Source organism: Nostocoides vanveenii (assembly GCF_039531165.1).
Lineage (GTDB): Bacteria > Actinomycetota > Actinomycetes > Actinomycetales > Dermatophilaceae > Nostocoides_A > Nostocoides_A vanveenii.
On sequence record NZ_BAAAPN010000093.1, the window covers coordinates 1 to 13,059 of the forward strand.

Annotated in this window: 12 protein-coding genes and 2 pseudogenes; 6 read left to right on the forward strand and 8 right to left on the reverse strand. The window is 67.7% G+C overall.

Annotated features, from left to right (window positions below; genetic code table 11):
- The coding region (locus tag ABD209_RS19900; RefSeq protein ID WP_425564702.1) for a transposase at positions 1-122 on the reverse strand (122 nt) is incomplete at its 3' end.
- A 43-nt stretch (positions 123-165) separates the two neighbouring features.
- On the opposite strand from ABD209_RS19900, the pseudogene ABD209_RS16085 reads away from it, so the two are divergent.
- From ABD209_RS16085 to ABD209_RS16095, 3 genes and pseudogenes are all read left to right on the forward strand, one after another.
- Positions 166-372: pseudogene (locus ABD209_RS16085) on the forward strand (ferredoxin family protein); the annotation flags it as partial.
- A gap of 199 nt (positions 373-571) precedes the next feature.
- The gene (locus ABD209_RS16090) at positions 572-3,211 is read left to right on the forward strand and encodes an ExeM/NucH family extracellular endonuclease (RefSeq protein ID WP_344068029.1); all 2,640 of its coding nucleotides are present in this window, start codon (positions 572-574) and stop codon (positions 3,209-3,211) included.
- 137 nt (positions 3,212-3,348) lie between these two features.
- Complete coding sequence (locus tag ABD209_RS16095; protein ID WP_344068031.1) at positions 3,349-3,735, forward strand: hypothetical protein; 387 nt, start codon at positions 3,349-3,351, stop codon at positions 3,733-3,735.
- Between the two features lie 12 nt (positions 3,736-3,747).
- Here ABD209_RS16095 and ABD209_RS16100 read toward each other — a convergent pair whose 3' ends face one another.
- Together ABD209_RS16100 and ABD209_RS16105 are read right to left on the reverse strand one after the other, a co-directional pair.
- Positions 3,748-4,740, reverse strand: a complete 993-nt coding sequence (locus tag ABD209_RS16100) for an LLM class flavin-dependent oxidoreductase (RefSeq protein ID WP_344068034.1) — start codon at positions 4,738-4,740, stop codon at positions 3,748-3,750.
- A gap of 80 nt (positions 4,741-4,820) precedes the next feature.
- Positions 4,821-6,380 (reverse strand): AMP-binding protein, encoded by a 1,560-nt coding sequence (locus ABD209_RS16105; protein ID WP_344068037.1) that lies wholly within the window; start codon positions 6,378-6,380, stop codon positions 4,821-4,823.
- Between the two features lie 100 nt (positions 6,381-6,480).
- On the opposite strand from ABD209_RS16105, the gene ABD209_RS16110 reads away from it, so the two are divergent.
- Complete coding sequence (locus ABD209_RS16110) at positions 6,481-6,918, forward strand: PNPOx family protein (RefSeq protein WP_344068039.1); 438 nt, start codon at positions 6,481-6,483, stop codon at positions 6,916-6,918.
- Between the two features lie 277 nt (positions 6,919-7,195).
- On the opposite strand, the gene ABD209_RS16115 is transcribed toward ABD209_RS16110, so the two are convergent.
- Both ABD209_RS16115 and ABD209_RS16120 read right to left on the reverse strand, forming a co-directional pair.
- Positions 7,196-8,152: a succinylglutamate desuccinylase/aspartoacylase family protein gene (locus ABD209_RS16115; RefSeq protein ID WP_344068042.1), complete on the reverse strand. Its 957-nt coding sequence runs from the start codon at positions 8,150-8,152 to the stop codon at positions 7,196-7,198.
- Complete coding sequence (locus ABD209_RS16120; RefSeq protein WP_344068045.1) at positions 8,136-8,627, reverse strand: ATP-dependent zinc protease family protein; 492 nt, start codon at positions 8,625-8,627, stop codon at positions 8,136-8,138. The genes ABD209_RS16115 and ABD209_RS16120 overlap by 17 nt, the downstream gene beginning before the upstream one ends.
- Before the next feature lie 25 nt (positions 8,628-8,652).
- Between ABD209_RS16120 and ABD209_RS16125 the strand changes: the two genes are divergently transcribed.
- Positions 8,653-9,840 (forward strand): RimK family alpha-L-glutamate ligase, encoded by a 1,188-nt coding sequence (locus tag ABD209_RS16125; RefSeq protein ID WP_324385409.1) that lies wholly within the window; start codon positions 8,653-8,655, stop codon positions 9,838-9,840.
- Between the two features lie 52 nt (positions 9,841-9,892).
- Here the strand turns inward: ABD209_RS16125 and ABD209_RS16130 are convergent, their stop codons facing one another.
- The 3 genes from ABD209_RS16130 to ABD209_RS16140 all read right to left on the reverse strand — a co-directional run bounded on the left by ABD209_RS16130 (position 9,893) and on the right by ABD209_RS16140 (position 11,980).
- Complete coding sequence (locus tag ABD209_RS16130; RefSeq protein ID WP_344068048.1) at positions 9,893-10,753, reverse strand: phospholipase D-like domain-containing protein; 861 nt, start codon at positions 10,751-10,753, stop codon at positions 9,893-9,895.
- Positions 10,714-11,283, reverse strand: a complete 570-nt coding sequence (locus tag ABD209_RS16135; protein WP_344068051.1) for a hypothetical protein — start codon at positions 11,281-11,283, stop codon at positions 10,714-10,716. Before ABD209_RS16135 ends, ABD209_RS16130 begins: the two co-directional genes overlap by 40 nt.
- A gap of 439 nt (positions 11,284-11,722) precedes the next feature.
- The gene (locus ABD209_RS16140) at positions 11,723-11,980 is read right to left on the reverse strand and encodes a hypothetical protein (protein ID WP_344068055.1); all 258 of its coding nucleotides are present in this window, start codon (positions 11,978-11,980) and stop codon (positions 11,723-11,725) included.
- Between the two features lie 99 nt (positions 11,981-12,079).
- Here ABD209_RS16140 and ABD209_RS16145 point away from each other — a divergent pair.
- Positions 12,080-12,957, forward strand: a pseudogene (locus ABD209_RS16145) (IS3 family transposase); the annotation flags it as partial.
- Positions 12,958-13,059 lie beyond the last annotated feature (102 nt).

Genomic DNA, 13,059 nt, shown 5'->3' on the forward strand with positions numbered 1-13,059 from the left:
AGGGTCCCCTCATTGACGCCGAGATCGCGCGCGACGGCAGCGATCGGCGTGTTGGTCTCCTCGACGATCCGTACAGCCCCCTCACGGAACTCACGGTCGTACTTCCAACGTGTCTCAGGCACAGCATCTCCTAATAGCTGATACCTACACGCTTCGGGGGGAAGTCCAGTCTGCCCGGTGGAGGCGATCTACTACGAGGATGACGTGCCCGCGCAATGGAGCGGATACATCCTCGACAACGCCGCCTTCTTCGAAGCAACCCTCCCCGGTCAGGACCAACCGCTCGGCTCGCCCGGCGGCGCCGCACGGCTGGGGCCGCTCACCGTGGATGCCCCTCTGGTGGCCGAGCAACCTCCCGGACCCCTGTCATGACCGCCGCCATCGATTTCCTCACCCGTCGTCAGGAGCTTGAGGGACCCACCCTGTAGTCGTTCGCCACACGTCCAAGCCCCGGGGAATTCACCCCAAGGCTTCCGGTCGCATGGCGGCCGATCCCCGGTTAGCCTCCTGAGCAGTTCAGATTCGGACGCCGGACATCCCGGTCCTCACCGCCACCGCCTAGGAGTCACCGTTGCCGACCCAACGCCCATCCATGCGTCGACCCTCATCCAGCCGCCTCGCCTTCGCTGCCGGCGCGAGTCTCGTGGCCGCGTGTGCGACCGCCCTACCCGCGCAGGCCGCGTCGCCGAAGATCGTGATCAATGAGGCGTATGGCGGCGGTGGCAACTCCGGTGCCACCCTCACTAACGACTTCGTCGAACTCGTCAACACCGGAGCCAGCGCGCTCGACCTGACCGGCTACAAGATCACCTACTACTCCGCGAGCGGCAATCTCGGCGGCACGTGTGCCATCGCGAGCGGGTCGATCGCCGCGAGTGGCTACTTCCTCGTCCAGCTGGCCAAGGGCACGGGCGGCACGGACGCCCTGCCGACGCCCGACGCAAGCTGCACGGCGCCCAACCTCAGCGGGACGGTCGGCTCGGTGGTCCTGCTGGCGAGCGACGGGTCGACGGTCGACACCGTCGGATACGGTTCCACCGCAAGCCAATTCGAGACCATGCCCGCACCCGGGACCGGGAATGCGACCTCGGTCAGCCGCACAGATGGCAAGGACACCGACAACAACTCCGTCGACTTCACCGTCGGTGCGCCGACGCCGCGGAATGCCGGCTCCGTCACCCCGCCCGACCCCGACCCAGTCGTCGCGACCATCGCCGAGATCCAGGGCACCGGCGCGGCGACTCCGCTCGGCGGGCAGCGGGTCACCACGACCGGCGTCGTCACCGCGTCCTACCCGACCGGGGGGTTCAACGGCTTCTACGTCCAGACTCCCGGCAGCGGCGGCACCGCGAAGGCCGCCGGCGAGGCGTCCGACGGGATCTTCGTTTTTACCGTCGCCGCGCCGACGGCGACGATCGGCGACTGCTACACCATCACCGGCATACCGGCGGAGTTCAACGGGCTGACCCAGTTGACCAAGCCGGTGCTGACCTCCGCCGCCGACTGCGCGCCCGTCAAGGCAACCGCTCTCGACGCGCCACCGGTGACGGACGCCGGCAAGGAGGCCTATGAGGGCATGCTCGTCGAGCCCGTCGGGACCTACACGATCACCAACAATTTCGACCTCAACAGCTTTGGTCAGCTTGGCCTCGCCTCCGGCACCGAGCCGTTGTGGACCGCGACCGATCGCGTCGTCCCGTCCGAGGCCGCAGCCTTCGAGGCCGAGCAGGCCAAGCGCTACATCACCCTCGACGACGGATCGTCCTGGAACTACCTGACCAATGCGACCGCCAAGCGCTCGCCGCTGCCCTACCTCAGCCAGGCCACGCCGCGGCGCACCGGATCGCACTTCAGCTTCACGGCGCCGGTCATCCTCGACTACCGCTTCCAGTGGAACTACCAGCCAACCGGCCAGGTCGTCGGTGCCGATGCTGGCTTCGTCACCTCCGAGAACGACCGGCCGACGGCTGCCCCGGCGGTCGGCGGTGACCTGAAGATCGGCGGGATGAATGTCCTGAACTACTTCACCGATCTCGGTCAGGACGAGCCCGGCTGCCAGCCCTATCTCGACATGTACGGCACGCCGGTCGCCAGCAACGGCTGCCTGGTCCGCGGCGCCTACACCCCGGCGGCCCTGCAGGATCAGCAGGACAAGATCGTCGCCGCACTGGCCGCGCTCGACGCTGATGTCGTCGGATTGCAGGAGGTCGAGAACTCCGCCCGCTTCGGTCATGATCGTGATGCCGCCTTGCGCACGCTCACCGAGGCGCTCAACGCCAAGGTCGGTGCCGGGACATACGCCTATGTCGCGAGCCCGCCGATCACCCCGGTCAGTGAGGACGTCATCCGGCCGGCCTTCATCTACAAGGCGGCGACGGTGACGCCGATCAACACCACGGTGCTGCTCGAGAGCCCGGCCTTCGCCAATGCCCGCCAGCCGATCGGGCAGAAGTTCGAGGGCAACGCCTCCGGCAAGCAATTCGTCGTCATCGCCAACCACTTCAAGTCCAAGGGCTCCGGCGCGGACGACGGCACCGGCCAGGGTCTGTCCAACCCCTCGCGTGAGGCGCAGGCCCGCGATGTCACCGCGTGGGCCGACCAGATCTGGCCGGGCGAGGCGATCTTCCAGATCGGCGACTTCAACGCCTACTCCAAGGAGACGCCGGTCCAGATCATCGAGGCCGCCGGCTACACCGACCTGGTGCGCACGTTCAACCCCGAGTCGACGTCCTATCAGTTCGGTGGCCGCCTCGGCTCGCTCGACCATGCCTTCGCCAACGCCAAGGCCCTCGCCATGGTCAGCGGCGCCGATGACGTCAACATCAACGCCGATGAGTCGGTCGCGATGCAGTACTCGCGCCGCAACTACAACATCGTCGACTTCTACCAGCCGACGATGTATGCCGCGAGCGATCACGACCCGGTGCTCGTCGGTATCATCGCGCCGAAGCTGCCAGTCATCACCAGCACCCAGGACTGCAAGCGCTTCGGCTTCACGGTCGCCGACTATCAGCTCGGTGACCAGCTGCGCATCGAGGGCACCTGGGTCAACCGGCCGCAGAGCCTGACCGTCGCGATCACCGAAGCCGGGTGGACCTCCGGGATCAAGCCCACGTGGAAGAACGCGACGGCGGTCGTCATCCGGGCTGGCGTCGTGCTCGAGCGCACGCGCGTCTCGATCACCAAAGAGGCGAGCTGCCGGCCCAACTGACCGGTCCGACGCGGACCCACAACGCGGTCCGGCTGCCCATCCGCAGCCGGGCCGCGGCCATGCGGCCATCGGGTGCGCGTCGCTTTGTCCGGTCCGTGCCACGTTCCGGATGGTTTTTCACGGCTACGGTTAAACGTATGGAAGCGATCCAGCGAGGGCACGCAGCGGTGCCGCGAGGCCAGACCATCGTGCTCAACGACGCGTTCATCGAGCAGGTAGGCGAGGCAGGCGTGGCCCGTTATGTCGAGGTGCTCGCTGCGGCCGAGAGGCACGCCGCTGATCACAGCGAGGACGAGGTCATCGCCTTCCTGCGCGACCACCTGGACGGCACGATCCTCGAGCGTGCGAAGACGACCTATGAGGTGCTCGCCGGCATGCTCCACGACAACGAGGGCGTGCTCTCGGTGGTCACCAATGAGGGGAAAGTCCTGCTCGGTGATCCCAATGCCGGGCCCACCGAGGCGGTGCCGAGCGTGCGGGGCACCGAGGACCCGGCCGACCCGGAACGGCCTGTCTACTCCTGACCGGCCCGGGCGTTAGCCCTCGTTGACCTTCGGCATGATCTCCTCGACCAACTGCTTCATGTCGTCCATCGTCTTCGACACCGGGACGTCGGCGAAGGGCGGCCAGAGCATAGGCATGGTCAGGCCGGCGTCGCGATAGCGCTTGAGCATGTCGGTGATCTGTCCCGCGGTGCCGGCGAGCAGGTTGCTGCCCTTGCCCATATTGCTCTGGTCGGTCTCGGTGTCGGTGATGACGAACCAGATCATCGAGCTGATCTCCAGGTCGTCCATCGAGCGGTCCGTGTCGAGCTTGTCAAGCTCGGCCTGGATGGCGCCGCGCCACATCTGCAACTCCTCGGGCGAGTCCTGGATGCCGATCCACCCCGAGAGGTTGTACTTGGCGATGCGGTTTGCCGACCGCTTGGGATCCTTGAGGCCGCTGAAGAAGATCGGGGGATGCGGCTTTTGCACCGGCTTCGCGCCGAAGCCGCAGCGGTCGAAGTCCGCGAACTCGCCGTGGTATTCGAAGATGTCGTTGGTCCAGATCCCCTGCATGATCTCCAGGGTTTCCCGCACGTGCGTATGCCGGCGCGGGAAGATGTGCGATGCGCTCGCCGCAGCGAATTCCTCGGGCATCCAGCCCGCACCGACGCCCACATTGAGCCGGCCGTTGCTGAGCTGGTCGACGGTCGCAAGCTCGGTGGCCAGGACCGCGGGCGCGCGGTAGGGCGTGTCCGTGATGCTCATCCCGATCCGCAGCTTGGCGGTTTTGGCGGCCAGCCAGGGGATCAGCGGCCAGCCCTGGAGAAACTCGCCGTGGGAGGTGACCGGGAGTTGCTTGGGGAAGCCCGGGATCATGCCGAAGGCATACTGCAACTCGCCGCGATCGGAGGCCTCGGGAACAACGATCCGGTCGAGCGTCCATACGGAATCAAAGTCGAGCTCCTCCGCGAGGGCGGTGAGATCTTCAAGCTCCTTGACGGTGACCTTGTCGCGGAAGTTCGGCAGATACAGGGCGAGCTTCAAGCAGGCTCCATTTCGATCGCCGCATCGTCGGTACGTCAGGTCACGGTGGCACAACACCGAGGTCGGCGCAAGACCCTTGACTAATGTCCAGGCAATGGTTCCGCGCGCAGCCGCTCACGCAGTTCTCGCTTGACGACCTTGCCGTAGTTGTTGGTCGGCAGCGCGTCGACGAAGCGGTACTCCTTCGGCCGCTTGTAACGCGCCAACGCGGCCAGACAGGACGCGTCGAGGTCGGCGGTTTCCGGAGGCGCGGCGGGGTCGCTCGGCACGACGAAGGCGACGATCGCCTCACCCCACTCGGAATCCGGCTTGCCGACCACGGCCACATCCCGTATGCCGTTGTGCCGCAATAGAGTTTCCTCCACTTCGCGCGGATAGACGTTCATCCCACCGGTGATGATCAGGTCCTTGGACCGGTCGTGGAGAGTGAGGTAACCCTCGCTGTCGAAGCTTCCGATATCGCCGGTATGCAGCCACCCGTCGCGGATGGTCTCGGCCGTCGCCGCGGGCTCCTGCCAGTAGCCGCTCATAACGACCTCGCCCCGGACGACGATCTCGCCCGGTTCCCCGGTCGCGACCTCCGCGCCCTGCTCGTCGACGATGCGCACCTCGACATCCGTGCGTGTGGTGCCGACACTGCCCATGTGCGCGACCCAACGGGGATGCTCGCGGTCCGCGTGGGCAGCCCGGGGCAATGCGGTGATCGTCATCGGCGACTCGCCCTGGCCATAGATCTGGGCGAGCTTGGGACCAAAGGTCACCAACGCCATCTCTAGGTCCGCGAGATACATCGGCGCCCCGCCGTAGATGATCGTCTTGAGGTTGCCGAGATCGGCGGAGCGGAGCGCCGGGTCGCTGGCCAGCCGCTTGACCATCGTCGGTGCAGCAAAGAAGGACAAGCCCGGCCAGCGCTCGATGAGCGCGGCGATCTCGGCGCCGTCGACTCCCCCGGATGTCGGGATCACGCTGACCGCGCCCTTGGCAATATGGGGCAATCCGTAGAGACCGGAGCCATGAGAGAGCGGTGCCGCGTGCAGGATGCTGTCGTCCGGCCCGATCACATCGATGTCGGCGAAGTAACTGAGCGAAGACATCAGCAGATTGCCGTGGGTGAGCGTGGCGCCCTTGGGGCGGCCGGTGGTCCCGCTGGTGTAGAAGAGCCACGCCGGCTCGTCCGAGCACCGATCGACCAGCGCCCGTTCAGCAGACTCGCACAGTCGTGCCCAGTCCGCCCCCGGGGCGACGATCGCCGCCTGGACGTCATCGACCGTGGTGACGAGCGGGGCGACATCGTCGGCGTGCTCGGGGTCGGTCAGGACCAGGCGCGACCCGCTGTGGCGGAGGATGTAGGCGATCTCGTCAGGATGCAGGCGGGCGTTGACCGGCACTGCGACGAGACCGGCGTGCCAGATGCCGAACAGGGCTTCGAGGTATTCGGGACGGTTACGCATGACAATGGCCACCCGATCGCCTTGTCCGAGAGCGTATTCCACAGCAAGGCCACCAGCGATGGCCCGGGTCGTCGCGGCCCACTGCGCCCACGTCGCAAAGACCGTAGCGCCGACGGCCAGGGCCGGGCTGTCCGGTCGCAGGCGCCCATTGCGTTGGACCCACGTCGCGAGGTTCATCGACGTGGCCACCGACCTCTTCTCATCACGGCGTCATGGTAGGGCTCTCACCGGGCCGCCGGAAGGGGCACGATGAGGGGGTGGAGCGGCATACGGCACAGGGGGTAGAGGCGTGAGGCTCGCGAGCCCGCAGGCCCGACAGCGGCTCGCCGCGGCCGACCACGGCGTGCTGTGCACGGTGCACCATGAGCGCGGGGCCGACGCGGTGCCGGTGGTGTTCGCGGTGATGGGCGATCATCTGGCCGTGCCGATCGATCGGGTGAAGCCGAAGAGCACTGTGCGTCTGCAGCGGGAACGCAATCTCGCGACCGACCCCCGGGCAACATTGCTGGTCGAGCAGTGGGATGCCGAGGACTGGTCGCGTTTGTGGTGGGTGCGTGCCGCATTACGTTGGGCGCCAGAGGTTCCCGAAACACTCCGCGACTCGCTGACGGAGGGGTTGGCCACGAAGTATCCGCAGTATGCAGACCGGCCGTTCACCGGCGTGCTCGTCCTCGAGATCGTCGCCGTGACGGGCTGGGCGGCGACGGCGCCGCGACCGACGAGCTGAGCCGCCTGCCGCTGGCCTCATTTCGGCCCAGCGCGAGTGAGATGAGCGGACGGGGTTGCCCGTGCTGGCGCTCGGTCGTCGGATCGCGTCATCCGAGGTCGCCGATCTCTTCGATGAGGAATGACTGATCTCCTCGATGCCCACGTCGTGATCGCGCTCGCCGTCGCCGAACATGAGCACCACAGCCGCGCCGTGGCGTGGCTCGGCGACTGTTCCATGAATTGGCGCGTGTGTTACGAAACCACTGACGGACAGCGGTCCGCGCGAAGTACGACGTTCAGCTGGCGATATGGACCACGGCGTCGCCGCGGTGGACGACGGGTGCTTCGGTCCGGCCGATGACCACGCCGCTGCGGGAGGCATAGACGGCGCGCAAGGTGCGGCCGAAGGCGTCATACAAGGTGCCGAGTCGTTCGCCATCGGTCACCTCCGCGCCGAGGGCCACGTCCAGACGCAGCATGCCGGAGCGCCGGGCGCGCACCCATTCGCTGGATCGGCATTCGCGCGTCGTCGGCTCGGTCTCGGTGCGCTCGGGGGAGTCGATCATTCCCAGCGCCGCGAGGACATTGCGGACACCGGCGACTCCGGCGTCCACGGCATACGGGTCGAGCCGGAGGTTCTCCCCGCCCTCGTAAAGGAGCACGCACGCGCCGCGCTCGCGCGCCGCCTGGCGCAGCGAGCCGTCGCGCAGCCGGGCGTGCAGGATCACTGGCGCGCCGAAGGCGCGCGCCAGGTGCAGGGTGCGGGGATCGTCGAGGTCGCCGCGGATCTGCGGGTGGTTGGCCCGCCGGTCCGCGCCCGTATGCAGGTCGATCCCCACCTCGCTCTTCGAGACCACCTGCGTCATGAACAGGTGCGCGAGGCGGCCGGCGAGGGAGCCGCGGGTCGATCCCGGGAAGGAGCGGTTGAGGTCGCGGCGGTCGGGCAGATAGCGATCGCCGGCCATGAAGCCGAGCACATTGACGACGGGCACGGCGAGCAAGGTGCCACGCATCGTCTTGGGTGAAAGGCTGCCGAGGACCTGGCGGATGATCTCGACGCCGACGACCTCGTCGCCATGAACGGCGCCGTTGACCCAGACGACCGGCCCGGGCTCCTTGCCGTGGACGACCCGGACCGGGAGCGAGACATCGCCGCCGGTGACCAGGCGGGTGATGGGCAGCAGGACATCGCGCTGCGCGCCGGGGCGGACCTTGACGTGGCCGAGGCTAAAAGAGTCACGCGCGCGTGGCATCGTGGCCCCAGTTCTTGCGTCGCACAGCGCGGCGGGGGCGCCCGCCGAGGTAGGAGTGGGACGGATCGACGAGGAAGCCCTGCCCGAGAGCTTCGCGGCCGATCAGCAGCCGGAAGCCCATCTGGTCGCGCGCGGCCAGGGTCAAGGCGACCGGGATCGTCCGGCCGAGGATCCGCACGTCGGTCTCGACGGTGATCCGTTCCTCGGCATGCCCGGACGAACTGCGTACGGTGCGCCGATCGAGGATCGGCCGGATGACTGTGACCGCGTCGTCGGTGGCCCGTTGCCAGGGGTGAATGGTGAAGCGCACCAACGGAATCGGGCCGCCCTGGAGCTCCTCGATGTCGAATGCATGAATGGCGCACGAGCGCGCCCCGGTGTCGACCTTGGCCTTGATCCACGGCACGTCGAGCTCGGGCATGGCGACCCATTCGCGCCACCCGAGGACGGTGCTTGAATTGCCCGGTCCGCTCACCCCGCCATCCTGTCAGGCAGCCCTTGTGAAGCTTGCGATCCTCTCCCGCGCGCCGCGCAGCTACACCACCTCGCGGTTGCGGACCGCCGCGGCCGCGCGCGGGCATACGGTTAAGGTCCTCAACACCCTGCGGTTCGGGATCGACCTCTCCCAGGAGGCTCCTGACCTGCTCTTCCGTGGCCGCCCGCTCTCGCACTACGACGCCGTTCTGCCGCGCATCGGCAACTCGGTGACCTACTTCGGGACGGCGGTGGTACGGCAATTCGAACAAATGGATGTCTACACGCCCAATACCGCGAACGGGATCGCCAACTCGCGCGACAAGCTGCGGGCCACGCAGATCCTCTCGCGCCACAACATCGGCATCCCGCCGACGACCTTCGCGCGCGACCGCGCCGATGTCAGCGCCGCGATCGAGCGGGTGGGCGGGGCGCCGGTGGTCATCAAGCTGCTTGAGGGCACCCAGGGGATCGGCGTCATCCTCGCACCCGAGATCAAGGTCGCCGAGGCGATCATCGAGACGCTGCACAGCACCCGGCAGAACGTCCTGATCCAGAAGTTTGTCGCCGAGAGCCGCGGGCGTGACATCCGGGCCCTCGTCGTGGGGGACCGGGTGGTCGCGGCGATGCGGCGGGTGGCGGTCGGGGACGAGTTCCGCTCGAATGTTCACCGCGGTGGGCGGGTCGAAGCGGTAGATCTGGATCCGGAGTTCGAGTCCGCGGCGGTGCGGTCGGCGCAGATCATGGGCCTGCGCGTGGCGGGCGTCGACATGCTCGAAGGTGCGGACGGGCCTCTCGTGATGGAGGTCAACTCCTCACCGGGGCTGGAGGGCATCGAGTCGGCGACGAAGCTCGATGTCGCCGGCGCGATCATCGACTTCATCGACAACCAGGTCGCCTTCCCCGAGATCGACGTCCGGCAGCGGCTGACGGTCTCGACGGGTTATGGCGTCGCCGAGATCGTGGTGCGCGGCGGCGATCTGGTCGGTCAGTCGCTGGCCGACTCGGGGATCCTCGACAAGGACTTGACCGTCCTCACCCTCCACCGGGGCACGGCGGTCATCCCGCGGCCGGACGGGCGCCGGGTGCTGGAGGAGGGGGACCGGCTGTTGTGTTTCGGCAAGCTGGAGGACATGCGCAGCATGATCCCGGCCCGCCGTGACCGGGCCCGCCGGCTCCGCAAACTCCCGAAGCCCCCGATTCACCACCCCTGACCTGACGGAAAAATTCGTCGAAAGGCCGGTTCAGCCCCGTCGAGGGGCCGGTTCAGCCCCGTCGAGGGGCCGGTTCAGCAATGGCAAGGGCCGTCACTCTCGGGCATCGACGCCAGGCCGACTCAGTTCGCGCAGGCTTTCGTCGCGCAGCACCGTGCCGTCGGGGTCGAAGACGGCATACACCTTTGGGGCTGAACGCATTTGCCAGTGCGACAGGTGCGGCAGTCGACACGGCGCAACTGGCCGGGTGGGCGTGGGCCACGATCGACGCTGCTGGCGACCGCTGCCTGGCGGTCTGCGCAGCCGTGTTACGCGCACGGTCCATGCGGTGACCATGCTTGCGGCGAGGGCGGGCCAAATGTCGGGCGAGTTGCCGGGGGTCGCGTCGGGCGGAGGCCGTGGGGGCGGTCGCTGCGGCATACCAGCTGTCGAGCGCGTCGGCGGAGGCGACGAAGGCGTCGAAGAGGTCGTGCAGATCGGTAGGGACCTCCTCGGGGATGCAGCCGAGGTGCTCGGCGGCCAGTTCGCGCAGCAGCAGAACCGGGAAGGAGTCGTCCGGTGCGGCGCTGTCGGACTCGCGCTCGTCGACGACCAAGCAGGCGATCTCGGAGTCGCTCGTCCACGAGCGGCGATTGAGGTTGTCCGAACCCACCGAGGCCCACTGATCGTCGATCACGCACAACTTCGAGTGCACGTAAATGGGCAGGCCGGCGGCATTGCACAGGCCGAAGACCGCGACCCGGTCGCCGCCGGTCGCGAGGATCTGCTCCATGGCCAGCCGCCGGCCATAGGACTGCGTGGTCTCAGCGACCGGTGCATCGACATCGGGGATCATGGGCAAGACGATGAGCATCCGCAGATCGGGATTGGCAGTCAGCACATCGGCAACGTGCTTGCCGACTTCGGTCGCCACAGGTATTGATCCTCGACATAGATCAGCCGGCGGGCCCGGGCGACGGCCTTGCTGTTGGCTAACGCGATCGAGCGTTCACCGTCCGGGGCGAAGTCATAACCCTTAGGCAGGATCGCAGGATAGGTGCGCACCACCTGCACGGCGGCCGTGCCGCCGGAGACCGGCCCGGGAGGCGGCCACTGCTCGCCCAACGGACGTGGCTCTTGGTCCTCCCCTTGGAGGAAGGAACTGAGAGTGCGACCCGGGTTGAGCGTCAGCGGGGTGGAGTCCTCCCAGCGCTCCCCGAAGGTCGTCTCCACGTCGTGGACGACGGGGCCGCGCAGGGCGGCCTGCACATCGTGCCAGGCGGGGGTGGGGCCGTAGGCGGCTGCGATCTGGAGGGCCTGCGGGTCGCCGGTATGCCGCGCGTCATCGCGTCGTGAGTGGCAGATGTCGATGCCTCCGACATAGGCGACATCGCGGGTGGAGTCATCCCGGTGTCGCAGGATGACGAACTTCTGATGGTGGGCCCCGAGGTTGCGCACGCGCATGTCCCGAAGGCACTGGCCGCCGGCCTGGTCGATGTCCTCGCCAACTGGCGGTGCTTCTCGGCGTGGAAGCCCAGGTAGCGCCAGTGCGAGCGCCACAACAGTCCGCGGACGTCCACGCCCCGCTCGGCGGCCGCGACCAGGCTTGCCGACAGGGTCCGGCCGTCATCGGTCAGTTGCTCGTCCGGGTCGCCTCGCCAGTCGGTGAAGTAGATCCGGTCGCCGGCGTCCATCTGCGCGATCCGCTGGTGCAGGTCCTCGAAGTACGGCCGGCCGTGAACCAGCGCCTGCAGGTGATTGCCGGTTGTCCAGCCCGGAGCGGCGCTCGGCGCGGCCAATCGGGAGTGGGGATTCTCGCGCTCTTGAAGGGTCAGGAACCAGTCGGCAACGGCCATGGCCACATCGTGCAGCACGGGAGCCTCCTGCGGGAGACCCCGCCGCGTCACAGGGGTGCGGTCGCCCCTGCCCCGTCGTCATAGGCGCCGGACAGACGGCGGTAGGGGCCCAAGGGGAACGCGAGGGTGACGGTGATGAGCATGATCGGGCCGGCGAGCAGGAAGACCAGAGCGATGCCGCGAGCCTCCCCGTCGCCGAGCAGCCACCCGAAGCGCTCGCGACCGGCGTCGGTGTTCATATAGGAGATCAACCCGAACTGGGCAATGGGGCCGATCAGGAAGGCCGAAATCGGACTCGCGGCCACTTCGACGCTCTGGGCGAAGCCGAAGAAGGGGGACTGCTGAACGGATAGGTGACACCGAGTCTGTGGTGCCGTGAGGTGCCGCGGGAGAGGATGTGCACCATGCCCAAGCCGTATCCGAAGGAGTTCCGTGACGATGTCGTCCGGGTCGCTCGCCAGCGGGAGGAAGGGGTGACGATCAAGCAGGTCGCCACAGACTTCGGGATCTCTGAGTCGTGTCTGACGAACTGGATCCCCATCGCCGATCGGGACGCCGGGATCAGGCCTGGACCGAGCGCCGCGGACGCCGGGGAACGGCGAGAGGCCAAGCGGCGGATCCGTTTGCTGGAGCAGGAGAACGAGGTCCTGCGCCGGGCGGCGGCGTATCTGTCGCAGGCGAACATCGCCCCACAATGATGTGCCCGCTCGTCCGTGAGCTGGCCGTTGACGGTATCCCCGTGACGGTGACGTGCCGGGTTCTGAAGATCACGCGGGCGCCCTACTACCGGTGGCTTCGTGATCCGGTCACCGACGCCGACTGGACGGCCGCGCACCGCGCTATCGCCTTGTTCGACGCACACGTCGACGATCCGGAGTTCGGGCACCGGCTCTTGGCCGACGAGGCCCGCGAGGCCGGGCAGGTGATGGCGGACCGGACCGCGTGGCGGCTGTGCCGAGATAGCGGCTCGTGGAGCGCGTTCGGGAAGAAACGCGGAAAGAACGGCAAGAAGCCCGGACCGCCGGCGCACGACGACCTCGTCCGCCGGGACTTCGCTGCTGACGGGCCGAATCTCTTGTGGCTGACCGACATCACTGAGCATCCCACCGCCGAGGGCAAGCTCTACCTGTGCGCGGTCAAAGACGTCTGGTCGAACCGGATCGTGGGCTACTCGATCGACTCGCGGATGAAGTCCCGACTGGCCGTCCAGGCCCTCGACAACGCCGTCGCGAACCGGGCCGCACACGGCATGGACGTCGCCGGCTGCGTCGTCCACTCCGATAGTAAGACTGTTGCCTGCCTAGGTGCTCCCGGGTTTCGTGACTCGCACGCCGATCGACCCTGGGGGCTACCGTGGTGTCGGAGGTGTTCTCGCAGCATCCTG

Coding starts and splice junctions, on each gene's coding strand:
- ABD209_RS16115 (WP_344068042.1), bottom strand. CDS start 8,152: ATGCCACGCGCGCGTGACTCTTTTAGCCTCGGCCACGTCAAGGTCCGC.
- ABD209_RS16095 (WP_344068031.1), top strand. CDS start 3,349: ATGGAAGCGATCCAGCGAGGGCACGCAGCGGTGCCGCGAGGCCAGACC.
- ABD209_RS16135 (WP_344068051.1), bottom strand. CDS start 11,283: ATGCGCGTGCGCAACCTCGGGGCCCACCATCAGAAGTTCGTCATCCTG.